This window comes from Streptomyces sp. JJ36 (assembly GCF_021696945.1).
GTDB lineage: Bacteria > Actinomycetota > Actinomycetes > Streptomycetales > Streptomycetaceae > Streptomyces.
The window spans coordinates 1-18236 of the sequence record NZ_JACYHE010000100.1; the positions used below are offsets into that span (position 1 = coordinate 1).

16 protein-coding genes and 1 pseudogene are annotated in these 18236 nt (G+C 74.7%); 11 read left to right on the forward strand and 6 right to left on the reverse strand.

Features of this window, described 5'->3' with window-relative positions; all coding sequences use genetic code 11:
* Positions 1–30: 30 nt before the first annotated feature.
* The gene (locus HOY81_RS25020) at positions 31–990 is read right to left on the reverse strand and encodes an HAD family phosphatase (RefSeq protein WP_237322974.1); all 960 of its coding nucleotides are present in this window, start codon (positions 988–990) and stop codon (positions 31–33) included.
* 130 nt (positions 991–1120) lie between these two features.
* On the opposite strand from HOY81_RS25020, the gene HOY81_RS25025 reads away from it, so the two are divergent.
* The 6 genes from HOY81_RS25025 (at position 1121) to hemB (ending at position 7709) form a co-directional block, all read left to right on the forward strand.
* Entirely contained in the window at positions 1121–1357 is a 237-nt protein-coding gene (locus tag HOY81_RS25025; protein WP_237322975.1) for a glutaredoxin family protein, read from the forward strand.
* Between the two features lie 290 nt (positions 1358–1647).
* Positions 1648–2427 carry a redox-sensing transcriptional repressor Rex gene (locus tag HOY81_RS25030; RefSeq protein WP_237322976.1) on the forward strand — a complete coding sequence of 260 codons (780 nt, stop codon included), beginning with the start codon at positions 1648–1650 and terminating at the stop codon, positions 2425–2427.
* A complete protein-coding gene (locus HOY81_RS25035; protein ID WP_237322977.1) occupies positions 2424–3812 on the forward strand; it encodes a glutamyl-tRNA reductase in 1389 nt (462 codons plus the stop codon). The genes HOY81_RS25030 and HOY81_RS25035 overlap by 4 nt, the downstream gene beginning before the upstream one ends.
* The gene (hemC, locus tag HOY81_RS25040) at positions 3809–4816 is read left to right on the forward strand and encodes a hydroxymethylbilane synthase (RefSeq protein ID WP_237322978.1); all 1008 of its coding nucleotides are present in this window, start codon (positions 3809–3811) and stop codon (positions 4814–4816) included. The genes HOY81_RS25035 and hemC overlap by 4 nt, the downstream gene beginning before the upstream one ends.
* 206 nt (positions 4817–5022) lie before the next feature.
* On the forward strand, positions 5023–6681 hold the full coding sequence (locus HOY81_RS25045; protein ID WP_237322987.1) for a bifunctional uroporphyrinogen-III C-methyltransferase/uroporphyrinogen-III synthase: 1659 nt from the start codon (positions 5023–5025) through the stop codon (positions 6679–6681).
* 5 nt (positions 6682–6686) lie between these two features.
* A complete protein-coding gene (hemB, locus tag HOY81_RS25050) occupies positions 6687–7709 on the forward strand; it encodes a porphobilinogen synthase (RefSeq protein ID WP_308341197.1) in 1023 nt (340 codons plus the stop codon).
* Positions 7710–7815: 106 nt separating this feature from the next.
* On the opposite strand, the gene HOY81_RS25055 is transcribed toward hemB, so the two are convergent.
* Positions 7816–8421: a hypothetical protein gene (locus HOY81_RS25055; protein ID WP_237322979.1), complete on the reverse strand. Its 606-nt coding sequence runs from the start codon at positions 8419–8421 to the stop codon at positions 7816–7818.
* Between the two features lies 1 nt (position 8422).
* Positions 8423–8650, reverse strand: a complete 228-nt coding sequence (locus HOY81_RS25060; protein ID WP_237322980.1) for a hypothetical protein — start codon at positions 8648–8650, stop codon at positions 8423–8425.
* 196 nt (positions 8651–8846) lie between these two features.
* Here HOY81_RS25060 and HOY81_RS25065 point away from each other — a divergent pair, with 196 nt between their 5' ends.
* Genes HOY81_RS25065 through HOY81_RS25075 form a run of 3 tightly spaced genes read left to right on the forward strand, consistent with a single transcriptional unit; the run spans position 8847 to position 11277 of the window.
* Positions 8847–9239 carry a GntR family transcriptional regulator gene (locus HOY81_RS25065; protein ID WP_237322981.1) on the forward strand — a complete coding sequence of 131 codons (393 nt, stop codon included), beginning with the start codon at positions 8847–8849 and terminating at the stop codon, positions 9237–9239.
* Positions 9236–10273 (forward strand): ATP-binding cassette domain-containing protein, encoded by a 1038-nt coding sequence (locus tag HOY81_RS25070; protein ID WP_237322982.1) that lies wholly within the window; start codon positions 9236–9238, stop codon positions 10271–10273. The genes HOY81_RS25065 and HOY81_RS25070 overlap by 4 nt, the downstream gene beginning before the upstream one ends.
* Positions 10270–11277, forward strand: a complete 1008-nt coding sequence (locus HOY81_RS25075) for a hypothetical protein (protein WP_237322983.1) — start codon at positions 10270–10272, stop codon at positions 11275–11277. The genes HOY81_RS25070 and HOY81_RS25075 overlap by 4 nt, the downstream gene beginning before the upstream one ends.
* Before the next feature lie 154 nt (positions 11278–11431).
* On the opposite strand, the gene HOY81_RS25080 is transcribed toward HOY81_RS25075, so the two are convergent.
* Complete coding sequence (locus tag HOY81_RS25080) at positions 11432–12898, reverse strand: FAD-binding protein (RefSeq protein WP_237322984.1); 1467 nt, start codon at positions 12896–12898, stop codon at positions 11432–11434.
* Between the two features lie 280 nt (positions 12899–13178).
* Between HOY81_RS25080 and HOY81_RS25085 the strand changes: the two genes are divergently transcribed.
* A complete protein-coding gene (locus HOY81_RS25085) occupies positions 13179–13736 on the forward strand; it encodes a Uma2 family endonuclease (RefSeq protein ID WP_237322985.1) in 558 nt (185 codons plus the stop codon).
* A 30-nt stretch (positions 13737–13766) separates the two neighbouring features.
* On the opposite strand, the gene argS is transcribed toward HOY81_RS25085, so the two are convergent.
* The gene (gene argS / locus HOY81_RS25090) at positions 13767–15554 is read right to left on the reverse strand and encodes an arginine--tRNA ligase (RefSeq protein ID WP_237322989.1); all 1788 of its coding nucleotides are present in this window, start codon (positions 15552–15554) and stop codon (positions 13767–13769) included.
* Positions 15555–15696: 142 nt separating this feature from the next.
* On the opposite strand from argS, the gene lysS reads away from it, so the two are divergent.
* Positions 15697–17448, forward strand: coding sequence for a lysine--tRNA ligase (gene lysS / locus HOY81_RS25095; RefSeq protein WP_237322986.1), 1752 nt, complete (start codon positions 15697–15699; stop codon positions 17446–17448).
* 167 nt (positions 17449–17615) lie between these two features.
* Here the strand turns inward: lysS and HOY81_RS25100 are convergent.
* Positions 17616–18236 (reverse strand): annotated as a pseudogene (locus HOY81_RS25100) (hypothetical protein); the annotation flags it as partial.

Below are 18236 nucleotides of genomic sequence, written 5' to 3' on the forward strand. Positions count from 1 at the left end.
GGCCGCCGGCCGGTGGCGGAGGGGCAGGGTTCAGCGGCGGCGCCGCTGGATGGCCAGGGCCGCGGCCGCCCCGCCGGCCACCGCGCCGACCCCGGCCGCCGCCGGGATGCCGACCTTCGCGGCCTTGCGCCCGGTGCGGTAGTCGCGCAGCCGCCAGCCGTGCTCGGCGGCGTGGGCGCGCAGGCGGCTGTCGGGGTTGATCGCGTAGGGGTGGCCCACCAGCGACAGCATCGGGATGTCGTTCGCCGAGTCGCTGTAGGCGGCGCACCGCGCCAGGTCCAGGCCCTCCGCGGCCGCCAGCGCCCGTACGGCCTCCGCCTTGGCCGGGCCGTGCAGCGGTTCGCCCACCAGCCGTCCGGTGTAGACGCCGTCCAGGGACTCGGCGACGGTGCCCAGGGCGCCGGTCAGCCCGAGACGGCGGGCGATGATGGTGGCCGTCTCCACCGGGGCCGCGGTGACCAGCCACACCTTCTGCCCGGCGTCCAGGTGCGCCTGGGCGAGCGCCCGGGTGCCGGGCCAGATGCGGCCGGCCATGTACTCGTCGTAGATCTCCTCGCCGATCTCCGTCAGCTCCGAGACCCGGTGGCCTTGGACGATGGAGAGGGCGCTGTCCCGGGCGTCCTGCATGTGCCCGGCGTGCTCGGACCCGGCGAGCCGGAAGTACGCCTGCTGCCAGGCGAACCGCATCAGCTCGCTCTTCCGGAAGAACTTCCGCTTGTACAGGCCGCGCCCGAAGTGGAAGAGGGCGGCGCCCTGCATCACGGTGTTGTCGAGGTCGAAGAAGGCCGCCGCCCGGGTGTCGCCGACGACGGGGAACTCCGGCTGCCCGGCCTCCGCGGCGGCGTCGGCCTCGGCCTCGGCGGCGGCCCGGTCCTCCGCCGCGCGCTCCAGCTCCTGCTTGCGTGCCGCCTCCGCGGCGGCCTCACCCGCCAGCACGCTGCGCGCGGTCGCGGAGCGCTTGCGCGGGGTGAGCCAAGGGGGTAGAGGCATGGCCCGAGCATAGCCATTTCGGGCGCCGAGTCCGTTACGCGCGGATGTCGGAGCGGCGAAACGGAACGGACGCGCGAGGGGAGGCCCGGCGGGGGACGGCGCAGCGGCCGCGGAGCGGGACAATGGCCCCATGAAGACGGTGACGTTGATCGGCAAGCCCGGCTGCCACCTCTGCGAGGTCGCCCGGGACACCATCGCCAAGGTCTGTTCCGAGACAGGCGCCACCTGGGAGGAAAGGGACATCAATCAGGACGCGGAGCTGTACCGGAAGTACTGGGAGCAGATCCCGGTGGTGCTGGTGGACGGCGCTCAGCACGACTTCTGGCGGGTCGATCCGGAGCGGCTGCGCAGCGCGCTGGCGGGCTGAGGCCGGCCGGTCACCGGGGGCGGGGCGGTCCGGCGGCGGGTCCGGAACCGGCTGGATTTCGACTATCATCGAGGTCGTTTTGCCGTTCGGGGGCGCATACGTGAGGAGTGTGACGCGTGTCCGCCTTGGCGCATGTGGCGCCGGTCACGTTGGCCGGGCAAAACGGACACCATCTTTGTGCACGCGTTCACAAAGGCATAGCCTGGTCGCGACGGAGCGGTCCGGACATGTGCGCGGGGACGTACGTGACGTACGACCGCTCACCGCTTCGCGCAACCGGCAGGAGCACCGTGGCAACTGGCCGAACTCACCGACCGGCGACGAGCCGGAGCCGAGGGATTCCCGAGGCCACCGTCGCCCGTCTCCCGCTGTATCTGCGGGCGCTGACCGCGCTCTCCGAGCGCTCGGTGCCCACGGTCTCGTCCGAGGAGCTGGCGGCCGCGGCGGGGGTCAACTCGGCGAAGCTGCGCAAGGACTTCTCCTACCTCGGCTCCTACGGCACCCGCGGCGTCGGCTACGACGTGGAGTACCTCGTCTACCAGATCTCCCGTGAGCTCGGTCTCACCCAGGACTGGCCGGTCGTGATCGTCGGTATCGGCAACCTCGGCGCCGCCCTGGCCAACTACGGCGGCTTCGCCTCCCGCGGCTTCCGGGTCGCCGCCCTGATAGACGCCGACCCGGCGATGGCCGGCAAGCCGGTGGCCGGCATCCGGGTGCAGCACACCGACGAGCTCGAGAAGATCATCGCCGGCAACGGCGTGTCCATCGGCGTCATCGCCACCCCGGCCGGGGCCGCGCAGCAGGTCTGCGACCGGCTCGTCGGTGCGGGCGTCACCTCGATCCTCAACTTCGCGCCCACCGTGCTCTCCGTGCCGGAGGGCGTGGACGTGCGGAAGGTCGACCTCTCCATAGAGCTGCAGATCCTCGCCTTCCACGAGCAGCGGAAGGCCGGCGAGGAGGCCCCGGCGGAGGAGGAGACGGCACCGCCCGCGGCGCCGCCCGCCGCCGCGGTGACCAAGCGCCCCGACACGGGACCCGACGGGGACGTGCCCGCCGTGATGCCGGCATGAGTCTCCTGGTCGTCGGGCTGAGCCACCGCAGCGCCCCGGTGAGCGTGCTGGAGCGGGCGGCGCTGGAGAACGGGCTGCGCGGCAAGCTCCTCCAGGACACCGTGGGCACCGAACCCGCCGCCGAGGCCGCGGTGCTCTCCACCTGCAACCGCATCGAGCTCTACGCGGACGTGGACAAGTTCCACGCGGGCGTCGCGGAGCTGTCCACGATGCTCGCCCGGCACAGCCGGGTCGGCCTGGAGGAGCTCACCCCCTACCTCTACGTGCACTACGAGGACCGGGCCGTGCACCACCTCTTCTCGGTGGCCTGCGGGCTCGACTCGATGGTCGTCGGGGAGGGCCAGATCCTCGGCCAGATCAAGGACGCGCTCGCCGTCGCCCAGGAGGAGCACACGGCCGGGCGGCTGCTCAACGACCTCTTCCAGCAGGCCCTGCGGGTCGGCAAGCGGGCGCACACCGAGACCGGCATCGACCGGGCCGGGCAGTCCCTGGTCACCTTCGGCCTGGAGACCCTGGCCGAGGCCGCCGGCGCCACCGCCGGGCGCGGGGCCGCGGACACCGGGGGGAGCTGGCTCGCGGGCCGCCGGGCGCTGGTGATCGGGGCCGGCTCGATGTCCTCCCTGGCCGCCACGACCCTCGCGCGCCGCGGTGCCACCGAACTGGTGATCGCCAACCGGACCGCCTCCCGCGCGGAACGCCTCGCCGCCGGGCTCGCCGAGGAGTTCGGCCCGGGCACCCGGGCCCGCACGGTCGCCGTCGAGGACCTCACCGCCGAGCTGCCGCACGCGGACGTGGTGGTCTCCTGCACCGGCGCCACCGGCCTGGTGCTCACCGCAGACGCGGTGCGGGACGCCCTCGCCACCCGCCGGGCCTCCGGCGCGTCCGCGGCCGCCGCCCCCCGGCTCGCCCTCCTCGACCTGGCCATGCCCCGGGACATCGACGCGGCCACGCACCGCCTGGAGGGCGCCTGCCTGGTCGACATCGAGTCGCTGGCCGAGGCGTCCGCCGACGCCCCGATGGCCGCCGACGTGGACGCGGTGCGCGGCATCGTCTCGGACGAGGTCGCCGCCTTCGGCGCCGCGCAGCGCGCCGCCGTCATCACCCCCACCGTGGTCGCCCTGCGGGCCATGGCCTCCGACGTGGTGGCCGCCGAGATGGCCCGGCTGGAGGGCCGGCTCCAGGGGCTCGACGACAAGCAGCGAGCCGAGATCACGCAGACCGTGCGCCGCGTGGTCGACAAGCTGCTGCACGCCCCGACCGTACGGGTCAAGCAGCTCGCCGGGGAGCCGGGCGGGGCCGGCTACGCCGACGCGCTGCGCGAGCTCTTCGACCTCGACCCGCAGGCCGTCGCCGCGGTCAGCAACCCGGAACAGGAGCGCCCATGAGCACCACCCACGGCGCCGGTACCCGTCCCCTCCGGCTGGGCACCCGCCGGAGCACGCTGGCCACGGCCCAGTCCGCCCGGGTCGCCGAACAGGTCCGGCAGGTCACCGGAGTCCCGGTCGAGCTGGTCGAGATCACCACCTACGGCGACACCAGCCGGGAGCACCTGGCGCAGATCGGCGGCACCGGGGTGTTCGTCACCGCGCTGCGCGAGGCCCTGCTGAGCGGCCGGATCGACTTCGCGGTGCACTCGCTCAAGGACCTGCCGACCACCCAGCCCCCGGAGCTGACGCTGGCGGCCGTGCCGCCGCGCGAGGACCCGCGGGACGCCTTGATAGCCCGGGACGGGCTGGGCTTCGAACGGCTCGTCCGCTCCGCACAGGCCGCCGGGCGGCCCGCGCGCATCGGCACCGGCTCCCCCCGCCGTATGGCCCAGCTCAACTCCTGGGCCCGCGGGCTCGGCAGGGAGATCGAGGCCACTCCGATCCGGGGGAATATCGACACGCGAATCGGGTACGTGCGCTCCGGCGAGCTCGACGCCGTCGTGCTCGCCGCCGCCGGGCTGAACCGTATCGGCAGGATCGACGAGGCCACCGAGCTGCTCACCCCGGACACCGTGCTTCCCGCCCCCGGCCAGGGGGCGCTGGCGGTCGAGTGCGCGACGTCCGACGCGCACCTGGCCGCACAGCTCGCGGCGCTCGACGACCCGCACACGCGGGCCGCCGTCACCGCCGAGCGAACCCTGCTCGCCGCCCTGGAGGCCGGCTGCAGCGCCCCGGTGGGCGCTCTCGCCGACCTCCTGGTCGACGGGCAGGCCGTCACCGAAATGCGCCTGCGTGGCGTCGTCGGCACCCCCGACGGCAAGACGCTGGTGCAGCTGTCCACCACCGGTCCCGTCCCGGCGTCCGCCGGTGAGACCGCGACCCCGCAGCGTATGGGGCGCGAACTCGCCGACGAGATGCTCGCCAAGGGCGCGGCCGGTCTGATGGGGGAGCGAGCACTTTGAGCCCCACCACCAACACGCCGACCAGCAAGGCCGCGCGGTCCGCCAAGGCGGGCCGCGGCAGCACCCAGCGGACCGGCACCCAGGGCGCCGGTGCCCGGCGGGCCGAGTCCGCGCAGGCGTCGTCGCAGCCGGGGCAGGCCGCACAGCCTGCGCAGGCGGCGCGGTCCGGGCGCACCGGCGGCGAGACCGAGCGGTCCCCCGCGCCGTTGCACGGCGCGCACGGGCACGTCACGTTCCTCGGCGCGGGCCCCGGCGACCCGGGCCTGCTCACGCTGCGCGCCGTCGAGGCGCTCTCCCGCGCGGACGTCCTGATCGCCGACCCGCAGGTGTACGAGATCGTGCGTACCCACGCCCGGGCAGGTGTGGACACCCCACTCCAGCCGGCGGACGGCTCCGACGACGCATCCCCGGACGCCGCACCGGCTGGGGCCGCCAAGACGCCCGGCTCCGCGCGCGATTGGGCCAATGTTGTCATGGCGGCCGCGCGCGGCGGCAAGCGGGTGGTGCGTGCCGTCGCCGGCGACCCGGGCCTGGACGCGGACGCGGCCGAGGAGATGCTCGCCTGCGCCGCCGAGGGCGTCACCTTCGAGGTGGTGCCCGGCATCGCCACCGCCGTCGGCGTGCCCGCCTACGCGGGGGTGCCGCTGCGCGACGCCCACGGCACCGACGTCCGGTTCGTCGACGCCCGGGGCGCCGACGACAGATGCTGGACGGAGATCGGCGCCAGCGACGCCACCGTCGTCGTCTCCACCACCCTGGAGGACGTGGCCGGCGCCGCGGGCGAGCTGGTCGCCGCCGGGCGGAAGCCGGACACCCCGATCACCGTCACCGCCGCCGGCACCACCACCCGGCAGCGCACCTGGACCGCCACCCTGGGCACCCTCGCGCAGACCCTGAAGTCCGCCAAGGTGCTGCCCGCGGCCGACGGAGGGCAGCCGGTGATAGCCGTGGTCGGCGAGCGGAGCGCGCCCGCGCAGCGGGACCAGCTCGCGTGGTTCGAGTCCAAGCCGCTCTTCGGCTGGCAGGTCCTGGTGCCGCGCACCAAGGAGCAGGCGGCCTCGCTCTCCGACCAGCTCCGGTCCTACGGCGCCGTACCGGCCGAGGTGCCCACCATCGCCGTGGAGCCGCCGCGCACGCCGCAGCAGATGGAGCGGGCCGTCAAGGGCCTGGTCACCGGCCGCTACGAGTGGATCGCGTTCACCTCCGTCAACGCCGTGAAGGCGGTGCGGGAGAAGTTCGAGGAGTACGGGCTGGACGCCCGTGCCTTCGCCGGCATCAAGGTGGCGGCCGTCGGCGAGCAGACCGCCAAGGCGCTGATCGCCTTCGGCGTCAAGCCGGACCTGGTGCCCAGCGGCGAGCAGTCCGCGGCCGGGCTGCTGGAGGACTGGCCGCCGTACGACCCGGTGTTCGACCCGATCGACCGCGTCTTCCTGCCGCGTGCCGACATCGCCACCGAGACCCTCGTCGCCGGCCTGATCGAACTGGGCTGGGAGGTGGACGACGTCACCGCCTACCGGACCGTGCGCGCCTCGCCGCCGCCCGCCCCCACCCGGGAGGCCATCAAGGGCGGCGGGTTCGACGCGGTGCTCTTCACCTCGTCCTCCACGGTGCGGAACCTGGTCGGCATCGCGGGCAAGCCGCACAACGTCACCGTCATCGCCTGCATCGGCCCCGCCACGGCGAAGACCGCCGAGGAGCACGGACTCCGGGTGGACGTGCTGTCGCCCGAGCCGTCCGTGCACCGGCTGGCCGAGGCGCTGGCGGACTTCGGCGCACAGCGCCGGGCGGCCGCCGTCGAGGCGGGCGAGACGGTGAAGCGTCCCAGCGAGAAGCGTCCGGCGAGAAGGAGGGCCCGCACCTCGTGAGCACCGTGCACCCCGGCGGCACCGGAAGCCCCGTCAGCAGCCACGGCAGCTTCCCCGCCGCCCGCCCGCGCCGGCTGCGGACCACCCCGGCCATGCGCCGGATGGTCGCCGAGCACCGCACGCACCCGGCCGACCTGATCCTGCCCGCCTTCGTGCGGGAGGGCATCAGCGAGCCGGTGCCGGTCTCCTCCATGCCGGGCGTGGTGCAGCACACCCGGGACACGCTGCGCCGGGCCGCCGTCGAGGCCGTCGAGGCGGGCGTCGGCGGGCTGATGCTCTTCGGCGTCCCGCTGGAGAAGGACCCGGTCGGTTCGCGGGGGACCGATCCGGACGGCATCCTCCAGCGCGCCCTGCGGGACGTCCGTGCCGAGGTCGGCGACGAGCTGGTCCTCATGTCCGACCTCTGCCTGGACGAGTACACCGACCACGGCCACTGCGGCGTCCTGGACGCGCGGGGCCGGGTGGACAACGACGCCACGCTGGAGCGGTACGCCGAGATGGCCCGGGTCCAGGCCGACGCCGGCGCCCAGGTGCTCGGGCCCAGCGGCATGATGGACGGTCAGGTCGGTCACGTACGGGCCGCCCTGGACGCCGCCGGCCACCAGGACGTGTCCCTCTTCGCCTACACCGCGAAGTACTCCTCCGCCTTCTACGGCCCGTTCCGCGAGGCCGTCGCCTCCTCGCTCCAGGGCGACCGCAAGACGTACCAGCAGGACGCCGCCAACGCCCGGGAGGCCCGCCGCGAGCTGGCCCTGGACCTCGCCGAGGGCGCGGACATGGTGATGGTCAAGCCGGGCCTGCCGTACCTGGACATCCTCCGCGACGTCGCGGAGCGCGCCGACGTGCCGGTCGGGGTCTACCAGATCTCCGGGGAGTACGCGATGGTCGAGGCCGCCGCCGAGAAGGGGTGGATCGACCGGGACGCGGCGATCCTGGAGACGCTCACCGGTTTCACCCGTGCCGGCGCGGGCCTCATCCTCAGCTACTGGGCCGTCCACGCCGCGCAGCTGCTCACCGCCCGCCGCTGAGTGCCCCGTGCCGCCGGCGGGGTGCCCGGCCGCCCCTCCCGAGCGCGGCCGGGCGTACGGCTGCGGGTGCCGTCCTCGCGGACGCGGTAGGCGCGCAGCGTCGACGTCATCGCGGGCCGTTCCCGCGGCCGGAAGCGGCGGGAGCGCACTCCCCTCTCCGGGAGCAGGCGGGCACACGGCGCACCGGCCGGGCCCCGGCGGGCGGGGTGTCGCCGAGACCGACTGCGCTGCATGCGCCGTCTCCGGGGGGCAGGCCCTCGCCGGGCCGGGGTCCGGCGGGACGCGCGTCGCCGAGGGGCGGCCCGGTGGGCGGGGTGTCGCCGAGGGGTGATCCGGTGGGCCATGGACCGTCCCCGGGGAGGGCGGTGAGTGGCTCGTGCACCAGCCAGGGACCGGTCCCGGCGGGCTCGGGCGTCAGCGCGAGGGCGGTGCGGCGCTCGTCCCGCTCATGGGCCGTCAGATAGGGCCGCACCAGGAGCGAGGCGTCGCCGTCGAGCGGCGCGGGCTCCGGCTGCCGCCCCGTGGGCTCCGGGAGGAGCGGCGGCCGGTACGCGCGGACCAGCACCCGGCGTACGGGTGCGCACGGGGGAGCGGGCCGGTCGGTGGCGAGCGCGGGGGTGGGCGACGCCGCCCGCCGGTCGCGGCGTCGCGCGACCGCGGCGGCGAGGGCGGCGAGCAGCCGGCCGGTGCGCGAGCGCGCTCTTCCGGGCATCTCAGCGCTCCTCGGCGGGCACGGCCCGCAGCGCGGCGCTGAGGTGCCGGGTCGTCCGGACGTCGCAGCGGCCGAGGTCGATCAGCGGTCGCGCGGGCCGTCCCGCGCACGAGGCCGCGTCCACCCGCAGGGACGGCAGCGTGATGCCGTGGCGGCGCAACGCGTCGGCCAGTTCCGTGCGGGCTGCTTCGGCGTCGGTGAGCGGCGCGAGTCCGTCGTCGGCTTCCATCGGGGGCTTCTCCTGTCGGCCGTCAGAGGCGGCGGTTCACATGCGCTGATGACGTGCTGTACGCACATCGTCACCCACTGCGTCCGCGACATGCCACCGATCGCGCGTTCTCCGCCCGAGGGGGCGACGCCGGCTTGACTCCGCGCCGTCCGTCCACCACCCTTTCACTACTTGATTAGTGAAAGGGTGGTGTCGCGTGGTCGCCTTCCGGATCGACCGGCGGAGCGGTGTCGCCACGTATCTGCAGATCGTCCAGCAGACCAAGCAGGCCCTGCGGTTGGGTCTGCTGGAGCCCGGCGACCGGCTGCCGACCGCCAGGGAGGTCGTCGAGGCGACCGCGGTCAACCCGAACACCGTGCTCAAGGCCTACCGGGAGCTGGAGCGCGAGGGGCTGGTCGAGGCACGCCGCGGGCTCGGCACCTTCGTCCGCGCCTCGCTGGGCGGCGGCGGAGCGGCCGTCGGGTCGCCGCTCGCCGCCGAACTCGGCGCCTGGATGCGCCGGGCACGGAGGGCCGGTCTCGGCCGGGAGGACACCGAGGCGCTCTGCCGCGCCGCACTGGACCAGGAGTTTCCCGAGGGGGAGGAATGAGCGCACACACCGGCCCGGGCGGCCGGCCCGAGGACCACGCCGATCGGCCCGCACCACCGGAGCGCACCGGACCGCCGGGCTGCTCCGGGGACGGCGGGCACCCTCCGGGCCCCGCGGCCCCCGGGGCCGGCCCGGGCCCCGCCGCGCTGGAGGCGTCCGGGCTCACCGCCGGGTACGGCCGCCGCAAGGACCCCGTCGTGCGGGACCTCTCCTTCCGCCTCCCCGCCGGCCGCGTCTGCGCCCTCGTCGGGCCGAACGGGTCGGGGAAGTCCACCCTGCTGGGGCTGGCGGCCGGGCTGTTGCGCCCCCGGTCCGGGGCCGTACGGGTACTCGGGGCGTCGCCGGCCGCGGCCCGTGAGCGGTTCGCGTACGTCGCCCAGCACAAGCCGCTCCACCCGCAGCTCACCGTCCGCGCCACCCTGCGTCTCGGCGCCGAACTGAACCCCGGCCGCTGGGATCAGGAAGCCGCCGAACGACTTGCCTACGGCACCGGGCTGCGCTCCGGCACCCCCGTACGGTCGCTCTCCGGCGGTCAGCGGACCCGGCTGGCCCTCGCCCTGGCCCTCGGGAAGCGGGCCGACGTGCTGCTGCTGGACGAGCCGATGGCCGACCTCGACCCGCTCGCCCGGCACGAGCTGAGCGGCGCACTGCTCGCCGAGGCCGCCGAGAACGGCACCACGGTGGTCATGTCCTCCCACGTCGTCGCCGAACTGGAGGACGCCTGCGACACCCTGCTGCTGCTCGGCGGCGGGCGGGTGCTGCTCGGCGGCGGACACGAGGAACTCCGCACCGCCCACACCCTGCTGACCGGCACCGGACCGGGACTCACTCCGCACACCGTGGTGGAGGAGCGCCCCGCCGGACGCGGCCGCACCGCCCTGGTCCGCCCCCGCGGGCCCGTGGACACCACGCTCTGGGAGGCCGAACGCCCCACTCTGGAGGAGGTCGTCCTCGCCCATCTGCGGAATCCGGCCGCACCGCCGCTGCTGACCGGCGCCGTCCGTCCCGACCCGCCCCAGGAGGTCGCCGCATGACCGCACGCACCGCCACCGTCGCCGGCTCCGCGCGCACCCGGAGTCCGTACCGGCCCCACCGGCCGCGCGGGATGACCTGGGTGGTGCTCCGCACCCACCGCACCGCGCTGTGGTGCTGGACCGCCGCGGTGGGAGCCGGGACGGCCGGGATGCTCTGGCTGTACGCGCTGGGCGAGGAGGCGCAGCGGGCCAACGAACCCTGCAACCCGGCCGGCGTGCTGCCCTGTGAGCTCTCCTCCGAGGCCATCACCTCCTACACCTGGGCGGCGTCCGGGGCCTCCACCGTGCTCGCCTGGCTGCCGCTCGCCGTCGCGGTCTTCGCCGGGGGCGCACTGATCGGCAGGGAGCTGGAGAGCGGCACCGCCGCGCTGGCCTGGACCCAGTCGGTGCCGCCGTGGCGCTGGCTGGCCGTCCGGCTCGGCGTCGCCGCGCTGTTGCTCACCGCCGGCACCGCCCTGTCGACCGGGCTCTTCCGCTGGGTGTGGAGCGCGGGGGACGAGCATCTGCGGCCGGACTGGTACCTGGCCGACACCTACCGCGCCCTCGGCCCCGTCACCGTCGCCTACGTCCTCCTCGCACTGGCCGTGGGCGCGCTCGCCGGACTGCTGCTGCGGCGCGCCCTGCCCGCGATGGCGGTCTCCCTCGCTGTCCTGCTGCTCGTGCACCTCGCCGCCGACCGCCACCGCTCCGCGCTGTGGCCGACGACGACGCTGCACGGGCGGAACGCCCTGGACGTGCCGGCCGACGCCTGGCAGCTCGAGACGGGGCTGGTCGCGGGGACGGGCGAGCGCCTGGGCGCGGGGCGCTCCTCGTGCTGGGGCGCCGACACGGCGGAGGAGGCGCGGCGGTGTCTGGAGCGGGAGAGACTCGACGACGCCTACGCCGTCGTCCACCCCACCGCGCACCAGTGGCCGCTCCAGCTCGTCGAGACCGCGATCGTCCTGGGCCTGGCCGCCCTCGTCGCCGGTGCCGCCTTCGTGGTGCTGCGGCGCCGGCTGCCCTGACTCCCGCACCGCCGGGCGCGGGGGGCCCGGCGGTGCGGGCGGGCGGCCGCCGGGCCGGCCGACGGCGGGAGTCCCGGCGCCGCGTGCTGCCGGGCCCGCACCGGCGCAGCCCGGCCGGCGGCTTGCCCGGGCCGCCCGTGCCGCCCGCCGGCGCTCAGAAGATGCCCTGGCCCGGCACCAGGATGCCGTCGGGGTCGTAGCGCTCCCGGGCGGCCGCCAGGGCCGGGAAGGCGGGGCCGTAGTGGTCGCGCCAGTCGGCGCGGCGGAACGGGACGGACCCCACCGGGTACTGTGTGCCGCCGCCGTCCCGCACCGCCTCGTACGCCACGCGGTTCGCCGCCAGCAGCCGGTCCACCGTCTCCTGGTCGTCCGGCGGGCAGGTGCGGAGCACCGCCAGCAGCCACGGCACCGGGTCGTCCGGCATCCGCAGCAGCGGGGTGCGCAGCAGCTCCCTGCGCAGCGGGTAGAGCAGCACCACGCCGGCCGGGCCGACGTCCGCGGGGGTGAGTCCGGCCAGGATGCGGTCCGCGAGCGGCTCCGCCTCGTCGCCCGGGAGCAGCAGGTTCAGCCAGGGGTGCGCGTAGTCCCACAGCCCCGCCTCCCTGAGCTGGGCCACGACGGGCCCCAGCCGGTCCAGGAAGGCGTAGTAGTCCAGGTCCTGTGCCGTCAACCCCGCGGGGTCGTGGCGCAGTCCGCGGAGCAGCCGGGCGTCGTCCGGCTCCGGCCCGGCGGGCGGGCCGTAGGCCACCGCCTCCAGCAGATAGCGCCGGTAGCTACCTGCGTCGTCCGGCTCCACCTGCCCCTCCACATAGGCGAACCGGCCCTCCTGCACCAGCCGCCGCTGGTCCTCCAGGAAGGTGTGCAGGTCGTCGTAGGGCAGCAGGTAGTGCCGCACCGTCTGCGGGGCCGTCACCAGCCGCAGCGTGGCGCCGACGACGATCGCGCACTGGCCGAGCCCCGCCCGTACGGCGTCGAACAGCTCCGGGTGCCGCGCGGCGCTGCACCGCAGGAACTCGCCCGCGCCCGTCACGACCTGAAGCTCGGTCACCGTGTCCACCTGGGCGCCGTGCCGGTGCGTCTGGCCGCCGAGGCCGCCGACGGAGACGGTGCCGCCGACCGACAGCTCCAGATAGTCGGTGAAGACCGGCGGGGTGAGGCCGTGCTCCAGCGTGGCCTGGGCCAGGGTGCTCCACAGCACTCCCGCGCCCACGGTCACGGTGTCGCCCTGCACCGGGCCGATCTCCGCGAGCGGTGCGGTCTCCACCACCAGACCGCCCTCGACCTGCGCCTGACCGTGGGTCGCGTGGCCCTGGCCGCGCGGGGCGACGGAGATGCCGTGCCGGCGGCAGAACCGCACCATCCGCACGATGTCGAGCACCGAGCCCGGCCGCAGCACGGCCGCGGGGCGGCGGTGCACGATGTGCCCGTAGTCGTCGGCCGCGGCCTCCCGCGAGGCGTCGTCCGTGAGCAGGGCGCCGTCGAGCCCCGGTGCCTCCGCGAACTCCCCGGACGCGGAGGGGCGTTCGGTGGCCCAGGCGCGGGCCCCCGGATCGAACCCCACCACCACCGCCGCGGCGGCCATTCCCTGCAGAGCGGTGCGTCGGGTCGGCTTCGGCAGCATGCGCGATCCTCTCGGGCGGTCCGGCGTCCTCGGCGCCCGAGATGGTACCCATGCCGAACTGCCCCGCGCAGGAAACCCGCAGGGTTCCCTCCCGGCCCTTCAGCCGTTTCCCGGCCCGCCCGGCTGCGGCCCCCCGATGGTGTGACGGCCTGCGCAGACCGTGTCACGGAGTGCGATGATCGGCCCCGGCTCGTCGCCTGCCGCCGAGCCGGAGCCGACCGTAAACTGACCAGCACGGAGAAGGGGGTACTGCATGACGCTCACCGTCCCGGAGGTTCGCATGAGCATGCTGCGTAAGGCCGCCGAGGCGGCCGAGGAGGCCACCGGTCTGCGTGCCGAGATCATCCGGGGTGTCCTCATGATGTCTCCGACGCCGCGTCTCAAGCACGCGCACATCATCAACGCCATCTACGACCAGCTTCGTCCGGCCCTTCCGGAGGGCTACGAACCGCTACAGGTGGCTTCGCTGTCCCTTCCGCACGACCCCGAGGACTACGCGACGCCGGATCTCATGGTGTGTGACGTGGCCACTGCCGACTCCGACGACTGGCTCGCCGAGCCCGGTAGCGTCGAGTTCGTCCTGGAGGTCGTCTCCCGGGGGAACAGCACCAAGGACACCCGGGACATGGTCGGCTGGTACGCGGAGGCGGAGGTCCCCGCCTATCTGGTCGTCGACCCGCGCGACGGCACCTGGACGCTCCACACCGAGCCCCGCGACGGCGTGTACCAGGGGCGCCTGCACAAGCGGTACGGCGACGACGTCGTGCTCGACGGCCTCAAGGTGCGGCTGCGGACCGACGGCCTGCCGCTGTACGGCGACGCGGGTGCGGCGGGCTGAGCCGCCGCACCCCGCGCGACCGTCCCGGGGTCAGAGACGCTCGGGGGTGCGGATGCCGAGCAGCGCCATGCCCTGGTGCAGGGTGCGCGCCGTCAGCGCGCAGAGGAAGAGCCGGTTCTCCCGCTGCTGTGCGCCGTCCTCGGCCTTCAGCACGGGGCACTGGTCGTAGAAGGTGGTGAAGAGCGACGCGAGCTGGTAGAGGTACGCCGCCAGCTTGTGCGGCTCGTAGAGGTCGGCCGCGTGCGCCAGCGTCTCGGCGAACTCGTCCAGGTGCAGCGCCAGCGCCCGCTCCGCCGGCTTCAGCGGCAGCTCCGGGTGTGCGGCGCCCTCGGCGCCCTCCCCGGCCATCCGCATGATGGACCGGATACGGGCGTACGCGTACTGGAGGTAGACGCTGGTGTCGCCGTTCAGCGACACCATCCGGTCCAGGTCGAAGACGTAGTCCCGGGTCATGGAGTTGGAGAGGTCCGCGTACTTGATCGCGCCGACGCCCACCTGGGAGGCGCGCTCGGCGATCTCCTCCTCCGACAGCCCCAGCTTCTCGGACTTCTCGCGCACCACCTCGGCCGCCCGGCCGACCGCCTCGTCCAGCAGGTCGACCAGCCGTACCGTCTCGCCCTCCCGGGTCTTGAACGGTTTGCCGTCCCTGCCCAGCACGGTGCCGAAGGGGAGCTGCCGTGCCGCGTCCTCCGGCAGCCAGCCGGCCCGCCGGGCGGTGTCGAAGACCATCCGGAAGTGCAGCGCCTGCCGCGCGTCGACCACGTACAGCAGGGTGTCGGCCTTGAGCTCGCCGATCCGGTTCCGGATGGCGGCGAGGTCGGTCGCCGCGTAGCCGAAGCCGCCGTTGGACTTCTGCACGATCAGCGGCGTGGGGGTCCCGTCCGGGCCCTTCACGTCGTCGAAGAACACGCACAGCGCGCCCTCGGAGCGCACCGCGACCCCGGACTCCTCCAGGTCCTTCACGACGTTCTGCAGGTCGTCGTTGTAGGCGCTCTCGCCGACGGTGTCCTCGTCCCGGACCTCGACGTCGAGCTGCCGGTAGACGCCCTGGAAGTAGATCTTCGACTCGTCGACGATCTTGTGCCACAGGGCCAGGGTCTCCTCGTCCCCGGACTGGAGCAGCACCAGCCGGTCCCGGGCGCGCTGCTTGAAGCCCTCGTCGGAGTCGAAGAGCACCTTGGAGGCGCGGTAGAGGCGGTTCAGCCGCGCCATCGCGGCGCTGCCCTCGGCGGCCTCCCCGTCCCCGGCGGCCGCGTCCGACTCGTGGTCCAGCTCGTGCGGGTGCTCGATCAGATACTGCGTGAGCATGCCGAACTGGGTGCCCCAGTCGCCGATGTGGTGCCGCCGGATCACCGTCTCGCCCCGGTGCTCCAGAAGCTGCACGATCGCGTCGCCGATCACCGTCGACCGCAGATGACCGACGTGCATCTCCTTGGCGACGTTCGGCTGCGCGTAGTCGACCACCGAGGTGCCGGGGTGCTCCTTGTACGGGACGCCCAGCCGGTCGTCCGCGGCGCGGGCGGCGAGCGTCCGCAGCAGGGCCTCGTCGGCGACGGTGATGTTCAGGAAGCCGGGGCCGGAGACCTCGATCTCCTTGATCTCGTCGTTCGCCGGGAGCGCCGCCACGACCTTCCCCGCCAGCTCCCGCGGATTGCCCTTGAGCTGCTTCGCGAGCGCCAGCATGCCGTTGGCCTGGAAGTCCGCCCGGTCGCTGCGTCGCAGCAGCGGATCCGCTCCGGGCGCTTCCGGCAGGGCTGCCGAGAGTGCCTCCGCGAGACGCTGGTGGACCGCAGCGGAGAGGGACTGGACCGAGGCCATGGAAGTGATCACCGTTCCGTCGGCGTACAAGGGAATGCCCCTCAGTATCCCACGTCACCGGCCGTGACCCGCGACGCGTTTTCCGGATGGGACAATGGGGTCGCACACCTGCCGACGCGCGCACGAGAAGGAAGTACCGGACGTGGCACAGACCACCCCCGAGGCCGACTGGGTCTCCCGTATCGCCGATGACGTCATCGCCGAGGCGGAGCGCCGCGCCCAGGGCAAAGCGTCGCCGGCGGGCGACGCGCCGGCGGTCGTCTGCGCCTCCGGGCTCAGCCCCTCCGGCCCCATCCACCTGGGAAACCTGCGCGAGGTCATGGTCCCGCACCTGGTCGCGGACGAGATCAAGCGGCGCGGCGTGCCGTGCGAGCACCTGATCTCCTGGGACGACTACGACCGCTTCCGCAAGGTCCCCGCGGGCGTCGAGGGCGTCGACGACTCCTGGGCCGAGCACATCGGCAAGCCGCTGACCTCGGTGCCGCCGCCCCGCGGCAGCGCGTACGGGAGCTGGGCCGAGCACTTCAGGGCGGCGATGGCCGGCGCGCTGACCGCGCTGGGCGTGGAGTACCGGGGCATCAGCCAGACGGAGATGTACACCTCCGGCGCCTACCGCGAGCAGATCCTCTTCGCCATGCGCGAGCGGCAGCGGATCGACGCCGTGCTGGACCGCTACCGCACCAAGGGCAAGCAGCAGCAGAAGAAGCAGCAGAAGTCGAAGGACGCTGCGGAGCTGGAGGCCGAGGAGGGCTCGGGGGCGGCCGCCGAGGAGGACAGCGCCGGCGGCGCCGGCGGCGCGTACTACCCGTACAAGCCCTACTGCTCGGCCTGCGACCGCGACCTCACCACGGTCACCGCCTACGACGACGACAGCACCGAGCTGAGCTACGTCTGCGCCTGCGGCCACCAGGAGACCGTGCTGCTCCGCGAGTACACCCGCGGCAAGCTGGTGTGGAAGGTCGACTGGCCGATGCGCTGGGCGTACGAGGGCGTGATCTTCGAGCCCAGCGGGGTGGACCACCAGTCGCCCGGCTCCTCCTTCGTGGTCGGCGGGCAGCTCGTCAAGGAGATCTTCGGCGGCGAGCAGCCCATCGGGCCGATGTACGCCTTCGTCGGCATCAGCGGCATGGCCAAGATGTCCAGCTCCAAGGGCGGGGTGCCGACCCCGGCCGACGCCCTGGAGATCATGGAGGTGCCGCTGCTGCGCTGGCTCTACGCCCGCCGCAAGCCGAACCAGTCCTTCAAGGTCGCCTTCGACCAGGAGATCCTGCGCACCTACGACGAGTGGGACGCCCTCGGCCGGAAGATCACCGACGGCTCCGCCCAGCCCGCCGACGTGGCGGCGCACCGGCGCGCCTCCACCACGGCCGCCGGGCCGCTGCCGGCGACGCCCCGCCCGCTGCCCTTCCGCACCCTCTCCTCGGTCGTGGACATCACCGCCGGCGCCGAGGACCAGACGCTCCGCATCCTGAACGAGCTGGACCCGGAGCGGCCCGTCCGTTCGCTGGACGAGACCCGTCCCCGGCTCGACCGCGCCGAGCGCTGGACCACCACCCAGGTGCCGGAGGACCAGCGGACCCGGGTGCGGGACGAGCCCGACGCGGAGCTGCTGGCCTCCCTCGACGAGGAGGAGCGGGCGTCGCTGCGGCTGCTGCTGGACGGGCTCGACGAGCACTGGTCCCTGGACGGCCTGACGGCCCTGGTGTACGGGGTGCCGAAGGTACGCGCCGGGCTCGACCCGGACGCCAAGCCGACCCCGGAGCTGAAGAAGGCGCAGCGTGCCTTCTTCGTCCTGGTCTACCGGCTGCTCGTCGGCCGGGACACCGGTCCCCGGCTGCCCACGCTGCTGCTCGCGGTGGGCGCGGACCGGGTCCGCAAGCTCCTGGGAGCCTGACCACACCCCCGCAGCCGGGGCTGTCCGCCCTCCGGCGCGCCGCGGCCGCCGGGGGTGGCCCGGTGAGGCAGCGCGCCGCCGTGCGGCGGCTCACGGTGCGAGGAAGACGGGGCCCGTCCCCGGGGTACCGTTCAGGGCGCCCGGCGCGGGCGGCGGGCAGCCGGGAGTCAGCCGGCCATGCCCATCTCGGTGTTGTAGCGGTCCCGGAACTCCCGCATGTACGTGCGCAGGTACGCCTCGCTCAGCGGGCCGCCCGCGGCGTTGGTCACCCCGAAGCTCTCCTCGAGCGCGCGGGCGAGCTGACGGGCCGTCGGGAAGGAGCCCTGCGCCGCGCAGAACTGGCGGTACGCCTCGAAGTACATCTCCTCGCGGGGGATCCCGTCGGGTATGCCCACGGGCTCGTCGTACGGGTCCGGTTCCGGCGCGGGCTCCGGGCGCGGGGCCGGGGGTTCCTCGGACGCCTCCTCCGGGGGCGGCGGTGCGGGCTCCGGTGCGGGGTCCGGCTCCGCGGTGGCGGGAGGCGCCAGGAAGAGCTGCTCCTGACTGGGCGCGTAGGCGTGGCCGGTGCCGCCGCCCGGCCCCCCGGCGGTGCCGAGCGGGCGCTCCCGTCCCGGGCCGACCGGGACGGTCACCCGCGGGCCGGCGGCCTCGCCGGTGTACGCGTACGCGGGCTGCCCGTTCGCCGCGGCGGCGTCCTCCGGGCCGCCGGGGTACGCCCCCGCGGGAGCGCCCGCTGCGCCGCCGTACACCGCGGCCTGCCCGCCCGCAGGGGCGCCCGGCCCGGCGGC

Coding starts and splice junctions, on each gene's coding strand:
- HOY81_RS25025 (WP_237322975.1), top strand. CDS start 1,121: ATGAAGACGGTGACGTTGATCGGCAAGCCCGGCTGCCACCTCTGCGAG.
- HOY81_RS25055 (WP_237322979.1), bottom strand. CDS start 8,421: ATGCCCGGAAGAGCGCGCTCGCGCACCGGCCGGCTGCTCGCCGCCCTC.
- HOY81_RS25080 (WP_237322984.1), bottom strand. CDS start 12,898: ATGCTGCCGAAGCCGACCCGACGCACCGCTCTGCAGGGAATGGCCGCC.
- hemC (WP_237322978.1), top strand. CDS start 3,809: ATGAGCACCACCCACGGCGCCGGTACCCGTCCCCTCCGGCTGGGCACC.
- HOY81_RS25020 (WP_237322974.1), bottom strand. CDS start 990: ATGCCTCTACCCCCTTGGCTCACCCCGCGCAAGCGCTCCGCGACCGCG.
- HOY81_RS25070 (WP_237322982.1), top strand. CDS start 9,236: ATGAGCGCACACACCGGCCCGGGCGGCCGGCCCGAGGACCACGCCGAT.
- HOY81_RS25035 (WP_237322977.1), top strand. CDS start 2,424: ATGAGTCTCCTGGTCGTCGGGCTGAGCCACCGCAGCGCCCCGGTGAGC.
- HOY81_RS25085 (WP_237322985.1), top strand. CDS start 13,179: ATGAGCATGCTGCGTAAGGCCGCCGAGGCGGCCGAGGAGGCCACCGGT.
- HOY81_RS25060 (WP_237322980.1), bottom strand. CDS start 8,650: ATGGAAGCCGACGACGGACTCGCGCCGCTCACCGACGCCGAAGCAGCC.
- HOY81_RS25075 (WP_237322983.1), top strand. CDS start 10,270: ATGACCGCACGCACCGCCACCGTCGCCGGCTCCGCGCGCACCCGGAGT.
- argS (WP_237322989.1), bottom strand. CDS start 15,554: ATGGCCTCGGTCCAGTCCCTCTCCGCTGCGGTCCACCAGCGTCTCGCG.